Below are 26,315 nucleotides of genomic sequence, written 5' to 3' on the forward strand. Positions count from 1 at the left end.
TGATATAATGAAGAAAATAACCTTCTATTATCATGCGTCAAGAACAAAAACGATTAGCAAAACTTATTGATAAGGCATCATCACAACTTAAACAAGTCGAATACGCTCAGTCAGTCGTACCTACTGCTAAATTTCAATCAAGAATTAGTGGTCTTGAAGATAAGCTATGGAAATATAGTAATGAGCTGAACAATTTGCCGAAGCCACTTGCTCATGAAATACTTGAAATGATTAGGACTGTTTCAGAATTTCATGGTCACGAAATTATTGAAAAGACTACGGGGTTCTTCGTCTATTCCGGTGACAAGATTCTGAAGATTTCAAAAAGTGGCTTTGTTAGACATTGGTTTAGCGCTGAACCATTCAATGACTTTGAAGATTACGAATACTGGATAGAGAAAATCAGAACGGAAGGGAAGGGTACGCCAGTAGCAAATCATGTCGCATATCATGTTTCAAAAAAATAAAACTTCTTAACAAAGCTGTTTTTGTATTTTGCATGATATAATCTGACTATAACCAGTCATTAAATATTATGAGTAAAGATACCTTTTCCAGCAGCGATATTGAACAAAAAATAAAAAGTACAATCGATAACCAAAGTAAAAATATAAAATATGGCTTGAGAAAAATTGCGTTTTTATTCTTTTTTTTACCGCATATCACTTCTATGTTTTACTGACTAATTTATAAATACACTGGATTAAAGGAGCCACAAGGCTCCTTTCTCATACGTGCTGTGCAGTCAGCTTCACGCCTAACGCATTCATCACCTTCAAAACCGTGTCGTAGCGAGGTTTCGCGCCCGGTGCCAGAGCCTTGTAGAGCGATTCCCGGTTCATTCCTGAATCCTTGGCGAGCTGGGTCATTCCGCGAGCTTTGGCGGCTTCTTTAAGCGCCTGCAAGAAAACGTCAGGGTTTGGGTCTTCCAAGGAAATGCTCAGAAATTCGGCAATCTCTGCATCGTTGTTCAGATAGTCAGAAGCTTCGAAAACCTTCAACTCTCTCATTTTCTGTCTTCCTTCTCGATCTCATCGAGGATGGATTTCGCTAGCTTTATGTCACGCTTCTGAGAGCCTTTGCTACCGCCACATAGTAGCAGATAGACGACCTCGCCACGGCGGGAGTAGTACACACGGTAGCCCGGACCGACGAATATCCGCATTTCGCTGATGCCATCACCAATAGGCTCACAGTCACCAAAGTTGCCGTTCTGCGCCTGCATGATGCGGTTGGTGATACGCAGACGTGCAGTCACGTCCTTCAAGCCTTTCAGCCAATTGTCGAATTCGTGGGTTCTGATGAATGTGTTCATGGGGTAGAGTGTAGCCGAACGGCTACACTCCAGCAACTGAAGAATGGCTTGTGGTAAAGTCTTTTGTGAAGGTCAGTTTCGGATAATGGATTTTTATGATTAATTTCAACGACGCTTTTGGAACCAAAAAAGTCGATCAGGATAAGAATAAGCCTGAAATGGTTTATTTTAAGAATAAAGAGGAAGCCGAACGTGAAACTGGCTATTTCAGAGTTTCGTCTATTCAAGTCACTCCTGAACTAGCCCGGTCAATTTTGAGTTTCGTCCAAGGCAACGGTTTGCAGACCTTTGCGCAGATAAGCAAAAAGAAAACGTCATATAATCACTACACATTAAAATTTACGATGCGGCATTACTACGCCAGTCCCGGAAAAGGCAATGGTTATAAGTATTGCTGGATCGAAAGGGGTGTGACGCAAGGAAATCTGACTTCACTTCGTAAAACAACAATAACACGACGAACTGATGCTAATGGTGAGATAGTTCGTACAGAACATGGTCCTTCTGAAATGGATTCATTTCAGTACGACTTGGTTAAATCCAAAACCCCTGATTTGAACCAGCTATATTTTTGGATTTGTCAGAAATACCCTAGTCAGTTGAAACGTATGACTTATAACAGAATCAGACCTTCGTATTTAGAAGGCGTTGAAGCTGAATTCGATGATTATAACAAACCTTTTCTTGATACTTATCCTCGGGACTAAATTCGGGTTTATCATATTTCGAATTTAGCTTGAAGCATTTCTACAAGTTCTTCTTTCATTTTGTTGAGGCTATTAACTGCTTCGATGCTTTCCATAGACGGATTCACAAATGTCATAGCAAGCACGATTGCGACCGCCAATCCAGTTTCAATACAAGCCAGTAGCGTTCTTTCAAATTCGAAATCACCCACACTGTACAAGACAATATTTTCGTACTTCTTCCCGCCAGTTTCTACATCATCAGACAAGCGTGTGTGCAACACGACCGTGAGAGCATTGGGATGAGCGCCAAATTCCATTGAGGCTTGGTACATCTCGTACATCCATGCCCCTAGGTCATTCTCGTGAAGCTTGTCCATCAGATCTCGGGCATCCGCAATGGGTTGCTTGAACGCTTTCTTGAATGCTTTCGTGTTGGCTACAGAGAGACTGCGCTTCATCCATACGTCAGACAGTGCTTTGTCGTGACTCATTAGGAAGGCATAACAGGCATTTTCCAATGCTGTGCGTAGGGTAGGGTAGACACCTGCAGCGTGTCCCGTTAGACCAATCCTGAACCCAGTCATCAGCATGAATCGTGCATTGATACGCAAGGCGTGCATCACCAGATCTTCAGGTAATTCGCCGGGATTGGTGACGTGTGTGAGCAAGAAGGAATCGAGAGCCTCCATCATCGCGTAGTAGGGCGAATTCTGAGCTAGCACCTCGTCCTGATTCTCGGTGCAGGCAGTCAGGAACGCCCGAAACGAGTCATCGCCATTGTTATTAGTCATGCGAATTCCTGGGTGTGGTTCTGATTAGGTTCTGAACAATGTCAGAAGTGATTCAGAAAGCATTCAGATGTACGTCAGACGTAGAAATTATGCCGGTGGGGTAGCGCCTTACGTAGATTCAAATCTCGCGTGGAGCAGGATAATGGTGGTCAAAAAGTGAGCTATAACTGCCGAAAAGAGTGTTGTATTTTTCCCAAGCAGTTGCTCCGCTGGACTCAAAGAAGGTGAGGGTGGTTTCTTTGCCCATTGCTTTCGGCTTGGTCAGCACCTTGTTAGCAAGCGTCCAATATTCACGTAGCTTCTTGTCGTCCGCTTTTCTAGGAATTGGGTAGCGTCCCGCCCACACGACCGATTCTTGATAGAACCTGAGAATCCGCTTCTCGTTCACGTTTCGCTTCAAGCCGACCAGTTCAGCCAGATCGTTCAGGTTGTGGTTCTCAGGTGCTGGTTCGCCCCGGCTCACAATAACGGCTTTCATGATGACTTCCAGAGCTAGTCCACAAAGCATGTGATAGACCGGGAAGCAAGCTGTGGACATGCTGAAGCCTTCACTGAACCCAAGCGTTTCAGTGATTTCACGATGATTCCCACCGTGCATCGAGTACCAGATTGCCCCGGCAGATGCGTGAAGGTCACTGGCTCTGTTCAACCAGTGGTTGCGGTGGCTCCTGTCTTCTACAAGAGAAGGGCGCTCGTACTGGTCATCGTAACTATCAAACTCATCGAATTCATCGTTCATGGAAAATCCCTTATTATAGGAACGGACACAAAAAAGCCCCGGTGAAGGGGCTTCTTTAATCAGTGTTGATTAAGCGCTGATGGTGAAGTCTGACAGACCAGTTTTGTCTGTGATTGCACGCACGATGTTCGGGCGGGTAGCCGGAACTTCGTTGCCATCATTCAGCTTGATTGTCGAAGGGTTCAGAACCTCTTTGCCTTCTTCGTCTTTCTCGATTTTGAAACCAAGGAATGCGAACGTTTCGGCGTCTTGGGTCAGGTTAGCTGCGGCACGTCCGGCACGGGAAACAAGAACGGTTTTCTCGCCCTTGCCGTTAGTGATGGTGTGATCTACAGAAGAGCGTGGACCGCGCTTGCCTTTGCCTTCACCAGCATCGTTTGTAGAGGATTTGCGACCCTTCGCGTTCTTCAAAGCAACGTGGGTGCCTTTGATGACTTCGGTTGCAACGCTGTAAGCCAACTCGCGGAATTCTTCGCTGTACGCTTGCAGGATGGTTTCGAAGGTGTTGCTGTTGCGAATCGTCTTGTACTGATCAACAACGTTCTTCTGATCGTTTTTAGCTTTTTTCAACTCTGCAAACAGCGCTTCTAGTTGAGCGTCGTCTTCTTGCGAAGCTGCTGTAGCGATTTTGGCGTGGATTTCAGCCAGAGCATTGTTGGACGAAAGGGAAGTGATTTTCTTAAAAATGCTATTGCCCAACTCTTTCGCTTGGTCAGCATACAGACCAGCGGTTTGAGCTTCGTCAAAGCTGGTTTTTGCAGCCGATGGAGCTTTCTGAGTGTTAGCCATTTTTTGAGTCCTTCCGTTGTAAATGGAAAATAGGTTTTGAATTGCTTGGGACTGAAGCTAATGCAGGTCAAAACCTTTGTCAATTCCATTTCTTGAAAAACCATGAATTGAATATTCAGAAAGGAAAAAGCCCCGAAATGGGGCTTTTTTAAAGGGATTCGATTATTCCTCGGGCTGATGAGGCGTGACGGAGAAGCCTTCAAAAGCCGTTTTCTCTTCAATCGCACGAATGATTGAAGGGCGTGTTGCTGGGTGTTCTGTGCCCATTTTATCCGTGAAATCGGCTGGAACAAGGAAGTCTTTCAAATCTGCATCCTTCTCGACTTTGAAACCTAGGAAAGCAAAAGCGTCTGCGTCTTGGCTCAAATTTGCTGCTGCGCGACCGGCACGAATCGTCATTACAACTGAGTCATCACCTTTGTTAATTACATAGGCGCTTGCCAAACGTGGCTTGTCACTCGGGGCTTTGTCTGTCTTGGTGCGGGTTGTTTTTGTCTTGACGGGGTTTGCAAGAGCCTGCTGAGTCTTGTTCAGAACCTGCAACGCCAGACCATAAGCGATCTCTTCAAATTCTGGATCTTTCGCGTAAGAAGCTAGGATCTGCGAGATTGAAAACTTGTGACTGATTTCAGCCAGCGCATTAGCGTTTTCTTGCTCTGCATCCTTGATGCTTTTCAGTTCAACCATCAGTGAATGGGCTTTATCGTCGTCCGCTTCGCTAATTGCTGATTTGATTTCTTCACGAAGCTCACGAATTTTTTGACTATCGCCCGAAGAATTTATTAACGCATCAAGAACAAATTCACCCACTACTTTTGCCGCTGGGAGGTGGTCAGATTTTTCAATGACTAATGAATATTGTTCTTTTGCTGAAAGGGTTTCTTCTGATTGCTGGGTCACTTCGTTCATGTCAGTTCGCTAAATAATGGGCTGAAAATATGACGTGCAATATAACAAAATGAGTGAGTTCGTTCAATCTGATTGTTTGCATAGCAATTTCCTAAATGCTGAAATGTTATAATAAGTGGAATAACAGATAACAATTAATATCATGGCACAACAAAAGAAACCCGGTTCAATTCAGGATTTTCTAAACGAAAAGTTGAATTTAAGTAAGACGGCTATAGCTAACGGTTTGAGTAAAAACAAGTTCACAAAGCAATTTGCTAATATATTAGGGTACGTACCAGCAGACGATATGGATGACCCAATTAACGGCATGCAGTCCGATTTTGACCCTGCTCAAAGCTGGGCAACACTTGGTAATGCAGGTGTACAAAGTTTTGTGGAAAATGAAAAGCCTCTATCAGAGAAAGAAGAATTAAAGCTGAAAGAAAGACTCCAGAGATATGCGGATGAGTATGGCTTAAAACTGCAGTACAACGTGTTATATGGTGATTATTCTCTGAAAGATGAGAGTGGTGCTGAACAATTCAGCGTAAAGAAAAGCGGTAATTTCAAATACACTGGTTATGATTTGGCGGGTCAGAAATACAAAGATATGATTATAATATCTGCCGGTCAATTCAAAAATAACAATAAGCTCGTTTATCCATACGTAGCCGAAAACAATCCAAAAATACCCGATGCTATGCAAGCGGCTACGTTGCGTTTGATGATTTCTACAATGATAGAAGAAGGTATTGGTTTAGATAGAATCAGAATCAAAAGTAAAAAGTGGAAGCATTTATTAGAAGAATTTAAAACCGCTGAAGAGTTGAAAAACGAAGAGTTGCTTCAAGGGAACTCTGGCATAAGTCAAAAGGCTAATCCAAGTCAGGGACCGCCAGTGCCTGAAGGTGCAAGTGAAGCGCCTGCAGATGAGAATAAGAAAGAAGTATCCGGCGAATCACCAGTTGAAGCGAAAAAAGAAGAACAAAAAACTGAAACCGTTGTGAGCGAAGCAAGGGATATAGACAAATCTACTGATGAGAAAAAGGTTGAAGCCGTCGTTGAAAAACCTCCATATAATGCAGAGAGAGAACAAAAACGCTTGATGGAAAATCTGGTATGGGCATTGGGTGAAGCTGATGGAAATATTGCATTACTTGCAAGTAAAAACCAGCAGTTCCACAAGGATAATTTTGAAATATCATTTACTAAAAATGCTGAAATGGTTCACATATCTAACGTTAGACCTAACGAAGATGGCAATATAGTAAACATCAATATTAGTACTAGCAAAATCACGAATGGGAATGTCTACATCGGTCAGATGGATGAATATACTAAAGTGATTGGCGCTCAGAAAACGAACGGATTCTTGAAGCATAAATTGAACGAGGCTGTGAATTTCACTAAAGGTGATTATGAAGCGTTCAGAGAGAAGATGCAGGAAAACAAACGCATGTCATGGGGCTTCACTAAAGATGAAAGACATTTGTATGCCTCTTTAGAGAAAGACAATGGCGAGATTGAGTTTGGAAAAGTCTCTTTGGCGAAAGGTTATGGTGAGAAATTGGTTGCGAGTAAAAAAGGATTGTTAAGCGAAGCTGAATTACAACAAGATAAAGTCGATACATTTTCAGATAATTATGATGATATTTTCTTTGGTCCTGATTTTCATAAGGTTGAAGGTTCTGGAAAACCTGATGAAGCTGCTACGGTTGTTAAGAATAAGTCGAAGCCTACGATATGAGTTTTTTAAGTCTTTTCAAAAAGTCAGGTAAGGAAAAGGAGATTGATGAGAGTGTTTTAACTGACACTTTTCATAAATCAACAAAAGATAGGCTGGTGAAATGCCTTTCAAAAAGCGTCTTGGATTTGCCTATCATTGTCGAAGAGTCCTCTGTTCACTCGCCCGTAGGGCGGGAATGGCTCTTACGCTCTGGTGAAGGGTTCTTTATACGTGACGTTGCCCACCTCCAAGGGAGGTTGGTCAAAGGGTTTTTGGTCAATTTAGCTTCTGAATTCAACATTGGTTCCACTGAGCAAGGTCAGTTTTGCCTATCCGTTCTTTTGGACGAAATTCAAGGTCAGATCGAGTCGTCTGGTGAAGTGAAATGGGGCACAAGCCTGCTTGTCGTGGCTCAGAGCGCTGTGTATAAAGCGATTGAGTGGATTCCTGATGACGTGCTGGCGATGGATCTCGAAGCCGTGTGCGACTCGTATGAGGGGCTTGTGATAAGGAATCTAACTAAGGATTTAAACGACTTTTTCAAGGAATATCCAAGGCTGGTGGAATCTCTGGCACGCCTTGAAGGCTCGACAGGTACGCATCTGGTGTCCATACAGGGTGGGTTGAAAAGCATTCTGGATAAAGCTCTACAAAAGGATAAACCAGCACTGTTCGATGATCTCTATCAGCGAGACACTACCAACACTTTTAAAAATGAAGCCCAATAAAGGGCTTTTTTTACAACTGCACCTCAGCATTTTTGAAGCTGGGTAAACGACAAAATTCTAAATCGTCAAACAATTCTGCAAGGTGATGTTTCTTAATATTCCTTTCATGAAATAATTCCATCACTTCGAATGGGGACATGACACTGAATTTTTCCCGGCTGTATCCTAGTCCTAAATATTTTAAATCGAGCGCATATAGGTTTTCAGCATAATAGTGGTTCGATGATTTTGGCAGAAGCAAGGTTGAGGCGAATAGGCTAAATCTTGAATCGATTATCCCCAAATATTCACCAATAAGCTCTTCTACGTTTTTTCTCATCGCTGGGTCTATTTGCGGATTGTTCTTAATTGACCTAAATTGCTGAAAAACGTAGCTGGTGGATATATTTTGCTCTACTGGCATATAAGCGAATTGATTATTGATTATGCTTAAAATTGGTGTTTCATAGGCGGCGATCCTTATTTTCCTATTTTCCTGCACTTTCTTAAAAGGCGCTGAGTTACGTTCGGCAAGATAAGCATCATAAATAGCACTTTTTTTCCTAGGTGGCGGGGGATTTTGCACAGCGTTCCCAAAACTTATTATCAAGTCGGGTGTGCTTGATGTGCCGCCTAAATCTGTATCATCAATATCCTCTTCAAGTTCTTCGTCAGGCGGCTCTTGCATTGCAAGAAGCTCGTCAATGTTGAAATCCTGCATGAATTCTTCTTTTGATATTTTTTGGTATTCCTTTTTATCACTCATGATAAGCCTTCTTTTTGTTTATTCTGTAGTTTAAAGCTGTACCAAAAGCTAATGGTAAAGCAACAAAAGCGAAAATGCCTAAAATGCTCATTGGCGCTTGCTGATTGAATTTCGTGAATGTGACAAGCCAATCTACGAACGAGAATTTAAATACATGCTGAAACAACTGACTAATGCCAATTAAAGCCGTTCCTGAAAATAACGCTATCTTGCCAAGGTCAACAATATTCAAGCCATACAGGTTGATTATTTCGTAAATCATGTAAGCGATAAACATTAGTAGTATGACTTGAACAAAGCCGTATACGGTAAGGGGCGCTTGGCTCATCATTGAGAAGAATATTATAATGTAGGCAAGAACAGGGTATAGATTGCGTTCGCTTGCAAGAGAAGTTTTAAGTTTGGAAATATTCATAATTAATAAAGTTGTTATTCTGCAATTGTATCATTTCTATTCCTGAAATCTTCGTCTTCCGCTGGAATTACTAAGAAAAAGTTTCTACGGTCAGGCTGATACGAGTTTGAGTACACTCCTAAAACCCTCATGGTTTCAGTTTCGAACAATACAATACTGGATGCTGATTTGCTTCCTTCTTCCTTTACAACCACCATCAGGTGAGGCTTTGTCGTTGTGTAGATCCCCTTATACACATCAGAGTTATTAGTAGGGTTTTGCAGTATCAAGAAATCATCTAGAAAACCTGCCCCTTTTATCAATTTAACTACAGGATTTTTCATGCCGATGCATAGGTATTTTGTGACTTCTAGAATATCAGAAACGTAAACCATTGCTTCTGACTGAAGTGGCGGCTTGTAAAGAAGATCTTCACGTCTCTGCGTTGTGAATTCTGCTGTTTCGAAAACGGCTTCGGTATCTACATCAACAACATATTTGAAGAAGTGATTGAAGTTTTCGCAGAAATACATTTCCGCTAAACCTTTTTCTTTAGCGATATTCGAAGACTTATTTCTAGGAAATAACCATTTACTGTGACCGACAACCATGTCTCTACAACCTAAATCCAGTCTATCTAAATGCCTGTCTAGTAGCGGGTCTTCCAAGAAGTGCGATGAAATTATTTCGTGGTCGCTGATTAATGGATAATGCTCGCGCTTGAAAAGCATGACGTGTTTAGGGTCGCAGCCCAACTCACTGGCATATCTACGAATATCTTTTTTTGTAATTGTTATTTTGAGGTTTTCTATTTCTACGGTGGAGTGGTTTCTTTTCTTTGAGCTTTTATCGTTATTCATAAGGAGAATATTTGTTTAAAGATATTATATCATTTAAAACGTGTTATAATTGAGTTAAATAGTTAATAAAAAATATATGAATGAGCATGAAATAACAGAAAATAGTGATGGTTTTCCAAAGTTGAATTTCAGTTTTATGGAGAAGCAAACCGAATTTCCGAAAATTGACTTTGATACACAGTCAAAGGATGAAGAGAAAAGAAGGGTACAAGCCAGTTCTACCAAAGTGATTGATTCACTTACATCGGCTATCTCTTCTATAGAAGAAAAGGCAAAGGCGTTTTCTTTGAATCCATTCAAGAGTGGATTTTCAGAACAATTAAAGCGCATTCAAAGCTTTGAAACTGGATTAAGTAAAAACGAAATCAGCCAGCAACCCATCGAACCGATTGAGAGGTATGAGGCGTCTGGTCACGTCTATTCAGCACAAGAACCAGTTCATCAACCTTCGGATGATGATGAATTCTTCACTGCCGGTATTGGTTCAGACGATGAGGCAGAAGGTGAGGTTGGAAGCGAAACGGACCTAGACCTATCCGAAGGTCTAAACGATGAACCTGAGCCTCTGAAAACGTCTGTGGTTGATTTGCCTGCAGAGTCCGCACCCGTAGAAGCATGGGATGAGATCGAGGCTGATGAGGTGACTGAGAGTGCTCCATTCGTGCCAGAAGCTGTAGATTTCACACTACCTGAGCAAGATGAGGATCTGCCTGTCTATGAGTCCGTGTTTCCACCTGCAAACGTTGAGGTTCCTGCACACGTACAGGCTCACTCTGATGATGTTGCGCCCTTCCTTTTGCCTTCACCAGTGATGACAGAGCCAGCGACCTCAGAACCTGGAGGCGAAGCCTTTGATGCCTCGGTGTTCGCTCCTGTGCGTGCGCAGAAGTCGATTCCTAGCATGTTGGATAGACAGATACGTATCTCAGAGAAAGGGAATCAGGCGCGTCTCTCCGTGACTGCGAAGCCTGAATTCATGTCAGAACACGCCAATGCTCGCAGATTGTCGCTTAGCGAGAAGTCCTATCAAGCGCACATCGATTCTCTGTACATCATGAAAGAACTAGCATCAATGACGGATTTATTGAAAGAGTATCTTGAAAATAATAACTTGGAGGGTCCTGCGTACATTATCAAGCAACTGCAAAAAGCTGAATCGCTACAAAGGCAATCAAAAGCCTTAAAAAGAGTTAAAGAATCTTTGGTTATGGGATGCTACAAAAGAGCATTTAAAGACTGAATATGAACGAAAGAAAACCCCAGTATAGGGGTTTTTGTTTTATGCAGAGAATGTGACGCCGACGCTTTTTAATGTAGCTATAACCATTTCTGCTGTGTGAGGAAGATCGACTATCAGGGATGCAGCTATCATCATCACGATTGGTTTGGTGTAGCCATGTCTCGCCGTGCCTTTCCCAATTTCGACAAATGCATGCACGCTGAAACAAAAGAACATAAATCCGATCAATTGAAGTAAACCTATGCCTACCTTTGTATTTTCTCTGAATTCTGTCATTACATCCGAATTTCCCGAGAGCTTAGTGACTGATGTAGATAACGCGCCTGAAATTTCGCTGGAAGCATCTGACCAACAATTGTTTAATGAGTTGAGTTTTAGATCGGCAGATTCAACAACATAGCAAACTCCGTCACCTTCCTTGCCGCTGATCGTTGTTATCAGTGTTCCCAATGTCGAGCTGTATGAGAAAAGCATAATTCCTGAAATGGCAAAAATATAAAGAGAAGAAACTGAAGGTTTGTTTTGAGTTCCTTGAGCATCTGCGTATCTTGCTAGACGAACAAAAAAAGCTACGAGAAGGAGCAATCCAGATAGCGTTGCGAATTTTTGAACAAGCCAAATTCCTGTGCTAACCAGCCTTTCTCTCTGTGTGAGTCCATCAACACTTGTTCCTGTTCCTGCCCCAGCAGATGGTAAGCCGACGCCGCTAGATGTGGCTGGGGATGATGTTGAATCAGATTGTGTAGTGGTGACGCCGGAATCATCAGCGAAAGCAGGTGCTGTTATAAAAAGAGCAAATGCTAGACAGACAAAATAAATTAAGTATTTGAGTGTGTGTTTCATAATTATTGATATTATTTACAGCTATTATAACATTTAGCATGCTCTAATCCGTGTTTCAAAAAATGATGTGATAAAATATGCGTACTAACAAACTAAAAATTAAATGGAATCCCAATTACAGGTACTAAACAATAAAGGTGTTTTCAGTGCTGAATTAGCAGTTTTAAATATGAGGTTAAACGTAAAGCTTCTACGCCATGCATCACCTAAAAATATCTCACTCATTTCGAAGAGGCTGCTCAGAATCACTTCTCCGTTCGGTATTTCACCGAAATTCCGTGAGGGGTTTTATGTGGCAAATGATTCAGTCAATATTGCGATGCTGAACGATTTGAGTGATGAGCTTGAAGCAATGGCGCAAAGAGAGGTGTTGAAATGATGAGCAAATTAGAAATGCTCGCAAAGGAGCAAGCAGATAAAGAACGTCGCATAGAGGACGAAGCCAAGAGAACCAAAAATGATAACACGCCGATAGAAGTTGAAAAAAGATTGCGCGAAGCAAAGGCTGAACTCGAATCGCTAAAGCCATACCTAAAAACCTTAAAACGTATGAAGACTTGGGATGAGTTGCAAAAAGAAATCAAAAAAAATAAATCGGCTTAGGTCGGTTTTTTTGTTTTTATTCTTCTTAAACGTAAGTTGGCATTGCTCCTTGTGATATAATTCCAGTAATAACCAATTTTATTATTATGAGCGAACTATTAGATTTAAAAGACATGAACAAGAAAAGCGAAGAATATGAAGCCTTCGTATACCTGAATTCAGTGATTATAAATAAAGAAAAAAAAGAACCGAGCGAAAATTCAAGATCAAAAATTGATGAAGCGTTGTCGATTGCGAGAAAGCATAATGTCAATTACCTCAATGAAGATGGTGAATTTTTAACAGGGCCAGATGGCATGCCACTAACAAAAGAGCCCACACTTGTTTGTTCAATGCGCTGGGCGTTTGGTTTTGTGAAGCTCACTGCGGAAGAGAAAACGATTTTCAGGGATGAGTTTTTAGGTCCTTGTTTTAATCATAAGGCTAATTTGTAATAACAAATGATATACTGATTATATTGTATTCTTACTGTTCAGAGATTTACCGTCTGCACATTTCTTAACATCATTGTCTTGTGGGCATAAGCAGAGTCGAAAGGCTCTGTTTTTATTTGCGTTATTAGAAATGGTAAAATTGATAAACAACAAACCCTATTATTATGCAGAGCATCAAACCCGAATATCAAAAGCAAATCCAAGCATTCATCCTTTCTATGGATTATGCAAATAACGTCAGCGAAGACGTTGATTTTAAAATGTCCAAGATCAAAGATGAGGCGTTTCTACCTCGATGGCTCACAACTCTTGTAAATGATGAAGTCATTAGGCAAGGTGAAGCTGCGCCTGCGGTCCTGAATTTTGGCGGTCCAATCTTTACCAATACCATCATCGAGAAGGACGGTGAGAGCTTCTACGGCTTTGACATGTGTAACGAGTACACGAAGCCAGACCACGCGCCGATGACGGTTAACGCATTGACCAAGACCGTAGACAACTACATCACGCTCAGGAACCACGTAGCAGCCCAAGGCGTGCCGCTGGTTGATCTAGATAACACGTTTAAGGAGTGGTACGGAAAGGTGAAAGTGATGCTACTGGCAGATCCAGCCACTCAACTGGTCAAGAGCCTGAACGAGAAGGGGATTCCTGTGAAGACGCTCGATGACCTTCAGAGCCTCAAAGGCGAGCTATTTGATAGGTTTCGTGACCTAGACATGCCTAGCACATGGATAGCGCTCAATCCTTATGTGAAGGGCTTCAAAAACGATTTTATAGTGCCTCAACGATTTTGGGATTTTGAAAACTCGTATGCTGAAAGAATTCAGAATCGTTTTGCTGAACCCGCGCCAGTGATTGAAAACGTCGAGGAAAAGAAAATCAACAAGCCGAAGCTAAAAATGTAAAAATTTTTAATAAATGGTAAATTTTCTTATTTTCATTTGATATAATTTGACTCATAACCATTTGTATTATTATGAAAGAGAAAATAAAAAGCTTTGACCAGTTGCCGGAGTTGCACGAAAGAATAACTGAAATCGCAACGCTACATGGATACCAAAAGGTAGATGATAAATTCAATGACCATGAGGACGGTTGCGTAATACTGCTTGATGGATTGACAGTCTTCATGCATTCAGATGTTCCTTTAAGCGTTGTTAAAGAAATTGGATTAGCCGTAAGAAAGGAGAAGAATAAATTAATCTGTTTGTTGCATGGCGGTTCGATTGTATCGCACAAGCAAATCAAGATGATTGTAGAAATGGAACAGAATGAAGCTTTTCAAGCTGAAAAGACTGTCATTGATAGGACAAAGAAAGCTGGTGCAGATGGTCAAAGAACCTTCGAGCGATATTCTGAATCTGGTGAATTCGACTATTAATGTATTGCGGGGGTTTTTGGAGAATATATAGAGCCGCCTAACGGGCGGTTTTTGTTTTTAGAATGGTATAATGGTTAATATAACAAAGACTATAATATTATGAAGAAGAAAGCGGCAGATGTAAAAATTATTAAAGTAAGAAAAAGAAGAATCGGAATCAATGAGAACTTTGAATTGCCGGGTCTACATGTCATGGAATTTATGCCCTTCGATCTGTGGCGTAAAAGCTTGGATGTAAATTTTGAATCAGATATTTATAATGGAAGATTGAAATAGTTTATTTAAGCGGTCGAATTATTATTTCCATGTGGTATAATTCGGATATAACAATTGAGATCGTAATGATTATATGTATTAGTGAATGCAAGAATGAGGGTAAAGCTTATAGCAGGAGAAACACGAAAATAAGCGACTTTAGATCCCTTGAAAGATCTGAGTCCAATAGTATTGTTAGAATGTTGATGGAAGAAGAAGTTAGAAAGTATCTTTTAGAAATGCCAACTTATCCCAATGAAACCAAAGATGCCGAAATACAAGCCACTGCCAAACGAAAGTCATTTGAGCGGTTCACTGGTTACAATCAAAAGAGAACTAAAAATAGGAAAATATAAAGCCTCCATGTGGAGGTTTTTTTGTGCATGGCGATTCCCTTGTCCCGATCTTTGTGGACGGTGTATGCTAACCTTCTGACTATGGTTTTTAGGGTAAAGGAATGTCTACTCGCACAGAGAAAATGCTCGAAGAAATCCGCCGTAGGTTTTCTTTAATTGCCACTGATATTGAAATGGATAACAAATCAAGCCTGTATGACCGAAATAGTCATATGGAGAGATATTTTAAACAGATACTAAATGCCGTCTACGAAATAAATCTGGTCTCTACGAATTTGGGTATAAGCAATTATCCTGCAATTGATCTGAAAGACTCGTCGCGAAAAATTGCTTATCAGGTGACTTCAACAAACACAAAGCAAAAGATAACCAATACAATCAAAACCTTTTTTGAACATGAGCTTGAAAAAGAAATCGACACGCTCAATTTTCTAGTTTTAAAAAATATTGAAGGTCCTAAAATATCAACCGGTAGAGAGGGAGGTGTAGATTACGAAGTAATAACAATCTTTGACCTTTCAAGAATTATCGCTGACCTAGATGATGAGAAACAAATCGAAGAGATTTATCAAGTTGTAATGGTTGAATACATCGTTGAAGCTGTTGGTACAATTGGCTTGAAAGGTGGTTCTCCATCTAATTTAACAACATTTCCAAGGCTTTTGGATCAAATCGGTTTTGATGCAGAGGAGCATCCTAATGATATTGAAAAGTTTGGCGATGAAATGGAAGACTTCGTTAAGACTCTTGCTGATTTAACAGTGGAGCAGAGAACTGTTTTGTACGAATTGCTGATTAGATGTAATACTGTTTCTAAAGACCATAAAACAGTTTATATATCTTCTAAAATTGTAACTGTGCAGTTTACTGCTAAAGAGAATTTCGTAATTGGGTCATTAATTGATCTTGATCTTATTAGAGTCGATGAAGAATTCACGGCTGATTACCGTGACAGATCAAAAACCGCATTGCTGCTTAGATTTCCCAGCGATGTAGATGTAAATATTTTTGCAGAGCTGAAACGATTTGCAGGAAATAATTTGGATATGTTGCAGAAAATGATCATCAGCCTCAATTTCAAATGTCTGACTTTGTAAAATCGAATCAAAAAGCAAGCCCCATTATGGGGCTTTTTTTAAGGTTTGATTATGCCACTGCCCGGAGGCTCGATCCTTTGAGTCTTCTTCTCTTGCTCAGGCTTCGTATCAGACGATTGTGAAGGCGCTGCATCAGATTCTGGCGCAGTGGTTTGAATCACTGTGCTCGCAGCTTGTGCGATTTCTGGCACCTTTTGGCGAGCCGTTGAAATAGGATCTGCATCGTCGAGGAATCCTGCACGTCTCAACACATCTTGAAGCTCGAAAGTTGTTAGCTTTTCTTCACTGGCGAAGTGCTTTATCACATTCTTGATTTCTTCTTTGCTGAGCGTGGGCTTATCCATGTGCTTGAAAGCATCCTGTTCAAGTCCCATTTTGATGCCGTAGAGGAATCCGTAAAGCTTCGGACGTTGATCAACGTCAATATCCAATTTACGATTCGAACGAAGGTAGAGATATTGCTTCTCGCCGTTTGGTTCGGCTTTGACGGATTCTAGATGAGCCTTGATTTTATCCTTGTTCGATGTGATAACTTTGTCGCGTTCTGCATCAAGAAGAGCTTGAGCTTCTTTTTTCAATTCTTCTGACGGAATATAATTATCAATCTTCACATCATGAAGGATTCCTTGGATGTACATCATTCTTTGAATCTCAGGGTTCTCAGTTCCTTTAAAGACAATAGAAGCAAATCCTTGAGCGACATACCACTGAATCGCTGACTTAGCTGATGACATATTCGCTTGATAAACCTTCACAGAGTCAACGCCGTTTGTGTCGAGCATCGTCCTGTTATTATAGGAACTGATGAGGGTGTTACCCACGGCAATCTGTGAAGTGAGCGACTGTTTATAGGCTTTGGACGCAAGCATACGCGCAAGGAATTCTTCGTTCGTCTCGTTCTTTTGGAACCTGAACTGAGGAAATTCTTCACGGTTTTTCTGTGTGTAGCGAATCCCTGCAGTCATTTGTGTGATGGTCTGCGTGTGAATGATTTGTTCAACCTCTTCGTGAAGGTCTTCGGCTTCCTTCGGAGTGATGATGAACTTCTTGGATTCTTCCACTCCTGCCTTCATGGCAGGAAATTTAACGTTCTCTCTTGAGAGATAGAACGACCAACTGTTGACGTACTTACCTCCAGTATCAGGGTCTTTCTTGAACGATGGAACGAGCATCACGCCCAATTCGTCGTACAGGACTTTGTTCAACTCAGTGACGTTTTTGCTTGGGAAAGCATTCACAAGGATCGTAGCCTTTGCCACTGTGGAAGACACGTCACTACGGATTTTCAAACCCTTTGAGAAATACTGATATGTCTCAAAATTTTCCATAATACGCTTGGCTTGGTAGGGAAGGTTGGCGTATGAGCGGAAGGTTTCTCCAGCATCTTTGTGAAAGATTTGAATGTCCTTGAATTTAGATTTTGACTTGGCTTTTGTGTAGCGTAATTCGAATCCAGCGTCCGCCAATTCCTGTTTTATTTTCGGATGTGAGTAGTTCGCCCCGGTATGACTCATCAAGATCGTGTTGAGCTTGTTGAAGATTTCAGCATGCTCGCCAGTGACTTCATTGGTGCTTTTATCTACGTCAACCATGAGGCGATTCTTCTCACGTTTTTCGTGTTCAAGCTGTAGAAGGAAAGGGTACTTGGCTTCCAAATCGTATTTCAAATCGTCGAACATTTTGATTAAGCCGTGGTCTTGTTTACCTCGGAAAAAATTGAAATATTGATGGTCGATAGTGAATGTAGACATGACCATGTGGACGTGAAGGTTCCCGTCTTTAAGGTGTGTTTCCATATCATAGTAGAAATTAATATCCTTACGACCTGACATTTTTTGAAGATGTGCAGCACCTAACGCGCATAAGAATTTAGCTTTCTCTTCGTCAGTTTTGAACGGCGCAAGTTCTTCTGGTTTAAGCGAAGTATTGAAAATGAAAACGTCACCTTGCATACCCTTTGAACGAGGGTTTTTGTTTCTTGAAACTCTTGCATGCTCCACGTAAAACGCTGTTTTCTTCTCTGAATATTTTTCACGATAAGCTTCAAGGGCAATCGGATCTGTGATGTACTTTGCAGCCTTTGACGGGTGAATCATGTCAATCGGAATGTTGGATTGTGAGTATTGTGTTCCAAAATGCTGATCTGGATTGTGCGGATTATCATCTTTGTGTTTAGGGGAAACCAAATACTTAATGTAGCGCTTAACGTCCTTCGCACCTTTGAGGATGGATTTACCTTTACTTGTTTTTTCAGGCTTAGCATCAGATGATTTTGTATGCTGAGTGGCGTCCTTTGTGGGTATCGCTGTAATCATTTTACGACCGTTGGTTGTTGTGTTTTTAGTAGTGCAAGTAATTCTTTCTTTCTGTTGTTCAAGTCATTCGCAAGGATTTTTTTGGTCCTTTCTGAGTACGTACCTTCATGTTTTATTTTCAGGTTGATAGCTTCAATGTTGGTGTTGAGTGATTTGTAAATCTCCAAAGCCTTGACTAAGAAAGGATCACTGACAGGCGCAACGTATTTAACAAGCTTGGCATTGCCAACCAATTCTCTGATCGTAGATTTAACGCCACCGTTTCCTGATTTTAGGTAGTCGCGGGTAACTGGATCGACCTTTACAACGACCGTATCTTTCAGTGCGCCAGCTACATCTATGTGCCTTTCGAAATCCTTTTTTGCCTCGAAGATTGGTCCAGCCGTTACAGGTACTGGTTCTCTCTTCGATAGTATTTTATCAACCACTTCGCTTACTTCTAGCTTGGCAAAAAAGAACTCAGAGGCGTAAAGACTCATATCAATTGTTCGACCTTCATGGGTAAACGAATAACCATCTGTGAGGTTTGTGATTTGCGCAAGGTTTGAATTAATCTGATTAAACTTTCTGGCAATCTCTCTAATTTCAGGATTCTCTACGGCGTTCAATTCAAGGTCTTTGGTTTTGCGAATGCTCATTATCATTTCTGAAACCCCCGGCTTGCTCTTTAGAAAAATGAACCTTACATCAGGGGATAATTCTGAAACTTCAACTTGATAATTTTTGTTTTCGGGATCTTCTATTTTCAATTTCTTTATGTAGCCAGAAGCATACGCAAGCTCAAAGAGCTTACGTTTGAACTCAGATGAACTGCGTGCTTCGACTTGGAATCTTTCTGATAAATCTGACATGGTTCACCTCTCGATTAGTAAGAAGTGAATTTGGATTTTATGTCAGCTTTCAATTCATCAAGTGATGTTGCGCCTGTCACTGAGTAAAGAAAATCGAAGAACTGAGCCGCGTCATCAAGAGAGGTTTTAGAAACCGATTTTAGATTTGCAACACTGGCTGATTCTTTAATGTCGTGGATTTCTTTTTCGATTTCTTTCAGGGCTGAGGAAATTGTGTTTAGGTTTTCTTCCCTAGTTGAGATTGTGTTTTCTGCTTGTTTAATTTTCGTTTCTTGGTCTGCATAAGCTTTTCGTTGCTCATCAGTTGAACCCGGCTTTGTAGCAATACGACTTAATGAACCCAGCTTGGATAATTCTGTTTGAAGAGTGGACTTAGCTTTGTTCAGATCGCTGAAAGCATTGTTGTAAGTAACTTTCTTCTTATCAAGCTTTTCGTTCAATTTATCGAGTGGGGATTTGTTTTGTTCTGACATTATAGTAATGGTTTGTTAGTGATTTCATTTTACCATTTTTTGATTTCGGAAATCGGCATTAGTGGTTTCTTCAATTTAAATACCGATTGAAACTGATTTAGAAACCCTGATTTTACTGATTTCAACAAGCGGAGCGCGTCAGCATTACTAAAAAAGGCGTGCCCTTTTGTTAGTCCGTCCTTGCTTGCTTTTAAATGATTTAAAAAAATAGCTTAAAAACAAGAAAAGGGCATGGAATTGGTGTTGGACTTTTAACAAAAGGGCACTGGTTTTGGGGTTTTAAAAACAACAAAAGGGCATTGAAATGACGACTTTCTTTGAACGAAAGGGCATTGACTTGTGAATGCTTTTGGCGGTTGAGTGAAATGGTTTTAGGATGGGAATCTTCCAAAATGGTTTTGCTTGGATCAATGCTTTTCGATTTTGATTTTTTTGTCCTAGTGGTCAGTTAGGAGATTAATTTTTGATATAATTAGAAAAACAAACTTGAAACGCCATGTCGAATAATTATAAAAATGAATCTGAAATAACCGATACTGATGATGAAGCACTGTGTTCATTGAAAGCTGATATTGAATCTGCTTTTGAAGATAAGCCCAGCGATTCTGAACCTCCCGAGCTTATTAAAAACCCTGTTATTGAAAATTTAATTCCAATATTAGTCGAGGATGAAATGCTTGATCAAGAAATTGAAAATCTTCTTGCCGAGAAAAAATTAATCGGGGAAAAATATCTTGTTGGCTTGCCGATGAATGTGATTCGTTACATCTTCATTCCGTGCTTCCTTGCATACGTGTTGTACAAAAACATAAGCGCACTCTTCGCCTCCGGCTTCGAAATTGTTTCATTGATTAATGCCACGTCCATACTCTTCTTCTCATCTGTCGCCGTGTACCTATCCTTCGGTTTTCTTAAAGCCCAAATCGCTTTACAAGCTTCTGACTCTGATGAGAGGAAAAGTATTACTGGTGCTTCCCTGAAACAAATAATTTTGAACAATGGAGATCCAGATTCCCCACCGATTTTGAAAAGGCAAGGTCTCGCTTTGGAACTTTTTCTAGGACTGGTGATGCCGACAATGCTGTTCATTTTGACTTTCAGTGTGATGAACACGCTGGATATTTTTGCCATGAAGATCGGTTATGTCATCTTGGCATTCGTCTTCGTGTTGGCTCTCATGAATGACCCAATCAATACCGCGAGATCGAAACCATGCTGCAAGAAAAAACGTCTGCACTGAGCAGACTGAAAACCGTGAAAGCCAGATCCAGAGTCTGGTTTTTTTTGTACCCGGTGCCGGATGGTGGATACGACGAACTCCAGGTTCAGCATGCGGGCTGTGATGACGTAGGAGGCGTGTAGATGGTCGAGCCTGCTGGTAGCATGCATTTATCAAAATCTTGGAAGGGAAGCCGTTGTGAGTCTCAAGAAAATTGCTTGGTTGTTCGGTGTTCCGCTTGTGGGCTTTGCCGGGTATGTCTTCTATCTGTACGGGCACAACCTCGGAGACATTTCACACAAGCATGAGCCGTGGAGTAGCTTCGGTTCGCTGCTGTCTGGTGTGTTCACTCTCGTGGGTGCTGGTGCAACCATAGGGACGCTTGTCTACCTATCTGAGCAGAACAAGAAAATGCAAGAAGTCGCACAAGCCCAACTGGATGCGTTCAGGTTTGAGAGGTATCTGAACCATAGGAAGCTCTTCAATGAGAACCTGAGCGAGCTGGTGACGACTCACAAGAACACGTTCACTTTTCGTGACCCATCGCACCTGTACAACTCGATTTTTCCTGAGAACAGTCCGCACCAGTGCGAGCTGTCAGTTCCACCGACTTATGATGAGAACGGCGACGGCACGAACCACATTGGGTTGCTGTACAGAAATATTGAAAGGATCAAGTCTGCGCTCAATCTGGCTCAACCTGATGCCAGCGACATGGAAGACCTTGTTACCGATTTGATCGAACTGTCCTACGATCTGCTGATGATTGAGCCAATCGGGAACCGGCGGGTTGGTGATGTGGTTCTCTTGGAATCATTTTATGGTTTCAATATTTTTGCTCTAGAAGAATTCATTGAGCCTGCTCTGAAAATTTCAAACATGATTTTCAGATTCACGAACAATCCGGTGGTTGATGCTCAACTGATTCAAGGCAAATCCTACTTTGTAAGAGAAGCATTAATGAAAATGTTTTTCGCTCGGGGTTACAAGTCTTCATTGACAATCATCAAGAATATAGTTGGGCTCGAAACATTAGTATGGTTGTTCATGGTTTCTCAAAATCTATACGTTGGTGATAATCTATTGCTCCCAAAAACCGTAACCCTTTTGCGAAGTAAATTATTTTCTGTGGATTCTGTAAATGATTTGGCAATAAATGAGAAGCTTAATAGCGTTTTGAATGTGTGCTGCCATGAATTGAAGCTAAAGCTTGTGGATATGAATCACATGGATGAGCATTTTAAACAAGCAATGGAATTCGATTTTCGTTTGCAGAATTTAGTAATTAATCAGAGTGAATAATATTCCATCGCTTCCAGCCGGTTAAGAGTCGGCTTGTTAATTTGTTTGTATAAATTACCCCATAGCCAATAAATTGGATGATTCAATTTGCTATAATACGATGTATAACCATTTATCATTAACATGAAAAAAGTAAAACTTTACAATTACATTTACCGTTTCAAAATCGTTCTGTCCATATGTCTCTCTCTCTGCCTTTGGCAAATTGCTTTCGTCGTTTACAATTACGATCTGTACGTTAAATACAATAGTATGCCTATCGCCTGCAAAGTGATTTTGGAAATTATTATTACGTGGGGGTTAATTGACATTTACAAATATTTGAAACCGAAATACATGAGGTTCACTGATTCGAAATACTTCATTGAGAAGAAGAAATTTTTCAAATGGTTGATCGTGAATTCCGGTAAGCAGATGTGGATGGTTGGAAAATTCTTTTTTAAGTGGGGGTTTGTCATAATATGCATCATTCAGCCAATCTGGCTCATCATCAAGTATTACCTTTTCTAAAATTGAAGCCAACTATTTGAGTTGGCTTTTTTATGTTTGCAATTTCCGCTATGAATAATTTTGATACCTTTTGAGTAAATATTGATTATCACACTGATCTCAAATTGATTTGCTCTTAACGTCCATTTTGGCGAATGCGGTATGATATAATTGTTGGTATAATCAATTACATTTAAAATGAAAATACCAAAAATCGCTTTGTCCTTTCTTGCAATCGCAATCTCTTCATCTGCTTTCGCTTCATCCTCTTTTGAGCAAATGCAAAACTGTAAACAAGAAATTCTGAATGAACTAAATACTTCAACCTATGATGTTGTTAACAACTACGCTTATGCTAACTTATCAGAAGGTATGAAAGGTGCGCAAAATCCAACTGAAATAATCGTTCATACTGATGACCTTTCAAACGATTATGCTGCACTAACAATCAATGATTTGATTAATAGAATTAATGCTTTAAAAAAGGAGCGAAGCTTGCAAAATAGTATGACCTTCTCACTCTCTGAAAAAGACAAGTTAGGATTTTCAGGAAATGAGTTAGCGGATTTTGAAACATCTACAAAGAAAATTATCAGCGATAATCTAGTTTTGCGTCAATTGTCTTCACTAAATTCAGATCAACCAGAATTACCATATTCAGCCTCACAACTGTTTAACTACACCAGAGTTTTGCAGGATAGGAAGGGCTCATCTGCAGTAGTTAGCCATTTGTATGGTGCGTTAATAAATAAAGAAATAACTATGAAAGAATTTATCGAGTTTGAAGCATCACTGCGAGAATATGAAAAGGCAAAAAACGTTTCAGATTTAAAATCTGTCAATACTGTACCTACAGCTAAAGCTGCAAAAGATTATGAGATAAAAGAAATATTTGGTATGAGTTTGTCACCCGTTGAAGAAATTACAGTAGTAGCTCCTGCCCGTGAATTACTAAAAATAAAATCAAATTTTGTGGAATTAATGTTCCCTTCTGATGAAAGCGTAACTATCGAATCAAGCAACTCTAAATCTATTTCTGAATTCAATGCTTTGCAAGAATTAGCATTGAAGGAATCTGACCCTGCTGTGAAAGGTCTGATTAAGCAGGCGGCTGATTTTAAATTGGCAGGTTACAGAAAGTAAATCTGTGCTATGAGATAAAACCGGCTACCCAAGCCGGTTTTCAACGCTTCATAGCGTTACATCCTTGGATCTTCAAATGGCGTTTCTTCTACGCCGAACTCAATTCCTTTACTCAGATCAATGATTGACAGATCGAACTCTTCATTGATGAACTCGCCTTCGTCATCTTCAAAATAAATATTCACCACGACCGAGAAATTGTGTTCTTCTTCGTCCTCCCGCTCTGTTTCATCGAAAGTGAAGTATCTATCATCCTCTCTATCATAATGGCTGTTAACCATATCAGGACCGCTTACCTCTACCTTGAATTTCACTGATATGTCGAAATTTAGAATGCAGCTTTCGTTATCAAGGTGGGTGATTTGCGGTTCGAAGTCATCAATCTCAACGACTTCAAAATGGTCCACCTCTGCATCTTCCCAAGTCGAGGAATTGTAGCCATCTGCGTCTTCTAAGTGAGATTTTATTTCTGCCCTTATGGCATCCATCTTTTCGGCTATGAATTGTTCTACGAATTGTGCCCGTGCATCGATGTGCTTGTAACACAGATCCAGCATAGCGCTTAATGTGTCGATGCTAATAAATTGCTCAGTTCCTTTGCAGAACGCTTTGTGGTCGGGATCGGAGGAAATAACGTATATCCTTTCGTTTCTTTTCAGTGCTGACCGGATAGCGAGAAGTGAGAAGGCATCTCTGAACTCAGTCTGTTTCTTTGCGCCGAACGGTCTTATCTGCTTGAAGAACATTTCAAGAATTTCATTTGGATCTACTTTGCTCATGTCGACAATTTCAGCATTAGTTGATTCTAGGAATTCTTCAAAATCTTCATAGCCCTTTTCCTTCAACTCATCTTCTGTTTTTTCAGTGAAGATTTGTTTCGCCAGAGCTTCGTCATTGCGCAGAAAGCCAGCTCGTTTCCTGAACGTCTCAAGATTTTTCAAACCTTCCTTGATTGATTCAAGGATTTTCTTTTTCACCTCTTGTTCTACAACTGTGCTTGAGATGTGGACCAATTCACCTTTCTGACACAACTCTCCAAATGATTTGAACGTTTGCGATTCGAAATCCATTTCTGCTTTGACGTAAAATTCTGTGTCGATGAAAACGTTTTTGGTCGCAAGGGGCATGTGTCAAATCTCAGATGTGCAGTTGGTCCGTTTGCCTGCCAAGACTGCGGTTAGGTCAATTAGCGTTCAATCCACTGTCTCGAGTAAGAAGACGGCGTTTCCAGTGAATTTCCTTGAGCATCATTTGTTCTTTACCTGTGTGCTTGTCTGCGATTTCGAGGATGCTGAACCTGAAACTTTCCGCGAAGCCCTTACCACGCTTTGTGTGCAGATCCCGAATCCGTTTGTTCCCCCCATGCCCATTATTTGCGTAGTTGGACCATCGATCCCACAGACCACCTGTGCCAGTGGCTGAGCCAACGTATAGCTGTTCTTCACCTTTGGTGCGGTCAGAGATCAGGTAAACGCCCGCAACGCTTGATAGGGCTGTCTGCCATGACTCCAAGTTTTGGTTGACGATAATCTTCAACTCGCCGTGGCTCACGTCAACTTCTTTGAAGCCGGGGAATCTGCCTACGGTCATGGTCTTTTCTAGAATGGAGGACACAAGAGCGCTTTTCAGGCACGTTTCCAACCAAAGGTAATTCAGTCTAGGTTTCGTGTAGTCGAGGATCAAGCGTCCCTCCAGCTCCGCAAATTCTGGTACGCGTCGGTAGTCGTAAACGAATTCACGCTTCTCTTTGTTGGTCTTCGTGTCGTTCAATTTCAACGAGTCGTACACACCTGCCAGAAGCCATTTCTTCGTGCCCGGTAGCTCGATCAATCCTATGACGTACTCGCACTCAAAATTTCTGCGGGACTGCCACGATTGCCACTCATCAAAATCCCCGGCTAGGTACACGTCCATTGGGTGCTCAATCCCGTTGTGCTGAGCGAGATGCACCTTCGTGTTCTGGGCAGTGAGGGATGGTAAGAGGCTTGTCAGAAGCTGGATCAGCATGGTTTGGCTCTGGTGAGTTTGTGAACTGCGACCGCCAAGGATTCACTGCTTTCGCGTAGGGAATCAAGTGCGAGATTCAAGGATGGTTGGTTGATGCTTTTGAACGCCATGCACGCGAGTTCTTGAAGGATCTGAGGTTCTGCAGGCGTGCTGATGACCTGCCGAATCGCTAGAGCCAGGTCTTGCTGAGAGTCGTAGGAATAGATCTGTGTGCGAGTTGGGCGAAGCCTGATGAGCGATCCCGGTGTGAGACGCTCTACCGTGAAGGGAGAAGAGAACACTCGCCTTGTCAGGCGGTAAGCACTGCTGGATATGACATATGCAGACTCATCCGGGTATCGGCTGATGAGGCTGAGGGTCTTGGAGGGTAGAACATCAAAACCAGTTCTTGCGGGTTTTCCATTGGGGAAGAATGTCAGGTAGAGACGGTACATCTCGTCTTCGAGGTCGATCAGTCCGTTGTTCATAATTTCCGTCCCTGTTCCATAGCTTGCAGTTCACTGGACCAATAGCGTCGATGCGGCGCGTTTAGCCATCTTTTTCTGCATAAGCCACCATAGGTGCCATACTCACCCATCTAATTCCGTCTGACCAGCTCAGGGCTGCCGTGGGAGCCGTTGAGCCTAGCGCCCAAGCC

32 protein-coding genes are annotated in these 26,315 nt (G+C 41.3%); 16 read left to right on the forward strand and 16 right to left on the reverse strand.

Annotated elements, in window-relative coordinates; translation table 11 throughout:
- Positions 1-32: 32 nt before the first annotated feature.
- Complete coding sequence (locus ABEH28_RS13225; protein ID WP_346630140.1) at positions 33-467, forward strand: hypothetical protein; 435 nt, start codon at positions 33-35, stop codon at positions 465-467.
- Between the two features lie 261 nt (positions 468-728).
- Here the strand turns inward: ABEH28_RS13225 and ABEH28_RS13230 are convergent, their stop codons facing one another.
- Together ABEH28_RS13230 and ABEH28_RS13235 are read right to left on the reverse strand one after the other, a co-directional pair.
- Positions 729-1,010 (reverse strand): addiction module antidote protein, encoded by a 282-nt coding sequence (locus tag ABEH28_RS13230; protein WP_057446007.1) that lies wholly within the window; start codon positions 1,008-1,010, stop codon positions 729-731.
- Positions 1,007-1,315, reverse strand: a complete 309-nt coding sequence (locus ABEH28_RS13235) for a type II toxin-antitoxin system RelE/ParE family toxin (protein WP_346630141.1) — start codon at positions 1,313-1,315, stop codon at positions 1,007-1,009. Before ABEH28_RS13235 ends, ABEH28_RS13230 begins: the two co-directional genes overlap by 4 nt.
- A gap of 95 nt (positions 1,316-1,410) precedes the next feature.
- Between ABEH28_RS13235 and ABEH28_RS13240 the strand changes: the two genes are divergently transcribed.
- A complete protein-coding gene (locus ABEH28_RS13240) occupies positions 1,411-2,022 on the forward strand; it encodes a hypothetical protein (protein WP_346630142.1) in 612 nt (203 codons plus the stop codon).
- Between the two features lie 11 nt (positions 2,023-2,033).
- Here the strand turns inward: ABEH28_RS13240 and ABEH28_RS13245 are convergent, their stop codons facing one another.
- The 4 genes from ABEH28_RS13245 to ABEH28_RS13260 form a co-directional block, all read right to left on the reverse strand.
- Positions 2,034-2,795 carry a hypothetical protein gene (locus tag ABEH28_RS13245; RefSeq protein WP_346630143.1) on the reverse strand — a complete coding sequence of 254 codons (762 nt, stop codon included), beginning with the start codon at positions 2,793-2,795 and terminating at the stop codon, positions 2,034-2,036.
- Positions 2,796-2,913: 118 nt separating this feature from the next.
- Entirely contained in the window at positions 2,914-3,534 is a 621-nt protein-coding gene (locus ABEH28_RS13250) for a hypothetical protein (RefSeq protein WP_346630144.1), read from the reverse strand.
- A gap of 69 nt (positions 3,535-3,603) precedes the next feature.
- The gene (locus ABEH28_RS13255) at positions 3,604-4,323 is read right to left on the reverse strand and encodes a hypothetical protein (protein WP_346630145.1); all 720 of its coding nucleotides are present in this window, start codon (positions 4,321-4,323) and stop codon (positions 3,604-3,606) included.
- Positions 4,324-4,485: 162 nt separating this feature from the next.
- Entirely contained in the window at positions 4,486-5,232 is a 747-nt protein-coding gene (locus ABEH28_RS13260) for a hypothetical protein (protein ID WP_346630146.1), read from the reverse strand.
- Positions 5,233-5,374: 142 nt separating this feature from the next.
- Between ABEH28_RS13260 and ABEH28_RS13265 the strand changes: the two genes are divergently transcribed.
- Both ABEH28_RS13265 and ABEH28_RS13270 read left to right on the forward strand, forming a co-directional pair.
- Complete coding sequence (locus ABEH28_RS13265) at positions 5,375-6,961, forward strand: hypothetical protein (protein ID WP_346630147.1); 1,587 nt, start codon at positions 5,375-5,377, stop codon at positions 6,959-6,961.
- Positions 6,958-7,668, forward strand: coding sequence for a hypothetical protein (locus ABEH28_RS13270; RefSeq protein WP_346630148.1), 711 nt, complete (start codon positions 6,958-6,960; stop codon positions 7,666-7,668). The genes ABEH28_RS13265 and ABEH28_RS13270 overlap by 4 nt, the downstream gene beginning before the upstream one ends.
- Positions 7,669-7,678: 10 nt before the next feature.
- Here ABEH28_RS13270 and ABEH28_RS13275 read toward each other — a convergent pair whose 3' ends face one another.
- The 3 genes from ABEH28_RS13275 to ABEH28_RS13285 are packed head-to-tail and all read right to left on the reverse strand — an operon-like array spanning position 7,679 to position 9,667.
- Positions 7,679-8,413: a hypothetical protein gene (locus tag ABEH28_RS13275; protein WP_346630149.1), complete on the reverse strand. Its 735-nt coding sequence runs from the start codon at positions 8,411-8,413 to the stop codon at positions 7,679-7,681.
- A complete protein-coding gene (locus tag ABEH28_RS13280; RefSeq protein WP_346630150.1) occupies positions 8,406-8,828 on the reverse strand; it encodes a hypothetical protein in 423 nt (140 codons plus the stop codon). The genes ABEH28_RS13275 and ABEH28_RS13280 overlap by 8 nt, the downstream gene beginning before the upstream one ends.
- Positions 8,829-8,842: 14 nt before the next feature.
- On the reverse strand, positions 8,843-9,667 hold the full coding sequence (locus ABEH28_RS13285; RefSeq protein ID WP_346630151.1) for a hypothetical protein: 825 nt from the start codon (positions 9,665-9,667) through the stop codon (positions 8,843-8,845).
- A gap of 76 nt (positions 9,668-9,743) precedes the next feature.
- Here ABEH28_RS13285 and ABEH28_RS13290 point away from each other — a divergent pair, with 76 nt between their 5' ends.
- Entirely contained in the window at positions 9,744-10,907 is a 1,164-nt protein-coding gene (locus ABEH28_RS13290; RefSeq protein ID WP_346630152.1) for a hypothetical protein, read from the forward strand.
- A gap of 39 nt (positions 10,908-10,946) precedes the next feature.
- On the opposite strand, the gene ABEH28_RS13295 is transcribed toward ABEH28_RS13290, so the two are convergent.
- Positions 10,947-11,750, reverse strand: a complete 804-nt coding sequence (locus ABEH28_RS13295) for a hypothetical protein (RefSeq protein WP_346630153.1) — start codon at positions 11,748-11,750, stop codon at positions 10,947-10,949.
- Between the two features lie 103 nt (positions 11,751-11,853).
- Between ABEH28_RS13295 and ABEH28_RS13300 the strand changes: the two genes are divergently transcribed.
- The 8 genes from ABEH28_RS13300 to ABEH28_RS13335 all read left to right on the forward strand — a co-directional run bounded on the left by ABEH28_RS13300 (position 11,854) and on the right by ABEH28_RS13335 (position 15,879).
- The gene (locus ABEH28_RS13300) at positions 11,854-12,129 is read left to right on the forward strand and encodes a hypothetical protein (RefSeq protein WP_346630154.1); all 276 of its coding nucleotides are present in this window, start codon (positions 11,854-11,856) and stop codon (positions 12,127-12,129) included.
- The gene (locus ABEH28_RS13305; protein WP_346630155.1) at positions 12,129-12,353 is read left to right on the forward strand and encodes a hypothetical protein; all 225 of its coding nucleotides are present in this window, start codon (positions 12,129-12,131) and stop codon (positions 12,351-12,353) included. Before ABEH28_RS13300 ends, ABEH28_RS13305 begins: the two co-directional genes overlap by 1 nt.
- A 113-nt stretch (positions 12,354-12,466) precedes the next feature.
- A complete protein-coding gene (locus ABEH28_RS13310) occupies positions 12,467-12,787 on the forward strand; it encodes a hypothetical protein (RefSeq protein ID WP_346630156.1) in 321 nt (106 codons plus the stop codon).
- 164 nt (positions 12,788-12,951) lie between these two features.
- Positions 12,952-13,695 (forward strand): hypothetical protein, encoded by a 744-nt coding sequence (locus ABEH28_RS13315; protein ID WP_346630157.1) that lies wholly within the window; start codon positions 12,952-12,954, stop codon positions 13,693-13,695.
- A gap of 71 nt (positions 13,696-13,766) precedes the next feature.
- A complete protein-coding gene (locus tag ABEH28_RS13320; RefSeq protein ID WP_346630158.1) occupies positions 13,767-14,171 on the forward strand; it encodes a hypothetical protein in 405 nt (134 codons plus the stop codon).
- 99 nt (positions 14,172-14,270) lie between these two features.
- A complete protein-coding gene (locus ABEH28_RS13325) occupies positions 14,271-14,447 on the forward strand; it encodes a hypothetical protein (RefSeq protein WP_346630159.1) in 177 nt (58 codons plus the stop codon).
- Between the two features lie 185 nt (positions 14,448-14,632).
- Entirely contained in the window at positions 14,633-14,782 is a 150-nt protein-coding gene (locus tag ABEH28_RS13330; RefSeq protein WP_346630160.1) for a hypothetical protein, read from the forward strand.
- A gap of 101 nt (positions 14,783-14,883) precedes the next feature.
- Complete coding sequence (locus ABEH28_RS13335; protein ID WP_346630161.1) at positions 14,884-15,879, forward strand: SMEK domain-containing protein; 996 nt, start codon at positions 14,884-14,886, stop codon at positions 15,877-15,879.
- A 38-nt stretch (positions 15,880-15,917) separates the two neighbouring features.
- Here ABEH28_RS13335 and ABEH28_RS13340 read toward each other — a convergent pair whose 3' ends face one another.
- From ABEH28_RS13340 to ABEH28_RS13350, 3 genes are read right to left on the reverse strand one after another with little or no spacing between them, the layout of a single operon-like run.
- Positions 15,918-18,194 carry a hypothetical protein gene (locus ABEH28_RS13340; RefSeq protein ID WP_346630162.1) on the reverse strand — a complete coding sequence of 759 codons (2,277 nt, stop codon included), beginning with the start codon at positions 18,192-18,194 and terminating at the stop codon, positions 15,918-15,920.
- Positions 18,191-19,045, reverse strand: coding sequence for a hypothetical protein (locus ABEH28_RS13345; RefSeq protein ID WP_346630163.1), 855 nt, complete (start codon positions 19,043-19,045; stop codon positions 18,191-18,193). Before ABEH28_RS13345 ends, ABEH28_RS13340 begins: the two co-directional genes overlap by 4 nt.
- 14 nt (positions 19,046-19,059) lie before the next feature.
- A complete protein-coding gene (locus ABEH28_RS13350; RefSeq protein ID WP_346630164.1) occupies positions 19,060-19,518 on the reverse strand; it encodes a hypothetical protein in 459 nt (152 codons plus the stop codon).
- A gap of 496 nt (positions 19,519-20,014) precedes the next feature.
- Here ABEH28_RS13350 and ABEH28_RS13355 point away from each other — a divergent pair, with 496 nt between their 5' ends.
- From ABEH28_RS13355 to ABEH28_RS13365, 3 genes are all read left to right on the forward strand, one after another.
- Entirely contained in the window at positions 20,015-20,758 is a 744-nt protein-coding gene (locus ABEH28_RS13355; protein WP_346630165.1) for a hypothetical protein, read from the forward strand.
- A gap of 177 nt (positions 20,759-20,935) precedes the next feature.
- On the forward strand, positions 20,936-22,039 hold the full coding sequence (locus tag ABEH28_RS13360; protein WP_346630166.1) for a hypothetical protein: 1,104 nt from the start codon (positions 20,936-20,938) through the stop codon (positions 22,037-22,039).
- Positions 22,040-22,726: 687 nt separating this feature from the next.
- Positions 22,727-23,671 (forward strand): hypothetical protein, encoded by a 945-nt coding sequence (locus ABEH28_RS13365; protein WP_346630167.1) that lies wholly within the window; start codon positions 22,727-22,729, stop codon positions 23,669-23,671.
- A 56-nt stretch (positions 23,672-23,727) separates the two neighbouring features.
- Here the strand turns inward: ABEH28_RS13365 and ABEH28_RS13370 are convergent, their stop codons facing one another.
- Genes ABEH28_RS13370 through ABEH28_RS13380 form a run of 3 tightly spaced genes read right to left on the reverse strand, consistent with a single transcriptional unit; the run spans position 23,728 to position 26,145 of the window.
- Positions 23,728-24,798, reverse strand: coding sequence for a PIN domain-containing protein (locus tag ABEH28_RS13370; protein ID WP_346630168.1), 1,071 nt, complete (start codon positions 24,796-24,798; stop codon positions 23,728-23,730).
- Between the two features lie 55 nt (positions 24,799-24,853).
- A complete protein-coding gene (locus tag ABEH28_RS13375; RefSeq protein WP_346630169.1) occupies positions 24,854-25,678 on the reverse strand; it encodes a GIY-YIG nuclease family protein in 825 nt (274 codons plus the stop codon).
- Complete coding sequence (locus tag ABEH28_RS13380) at positions 25,672-26,145, reverse strand: hypothetical protein (protein ID WP_346630170.1); 474 nt, start codon at positions 26,143-26,145, stop codon at positions 25,672-25,674. The genes ABEH28_RS13375 and ABEH28_RS13380 overlap by 7 nt, the downstream gene beginning before the upstream one ends.
- Positions 26,146-26,315 lie beyond the last annotated feature (170 nt).

Source organism: Pseudomonas sp. Ps21-P2, from assembly GCF_039672565.1.
GTDB lineage: Bacteria > Pseudomonadota > Gammaproteobacteria > Pseudomonadales > Pseudomonadaceae > Aquipseudomonas.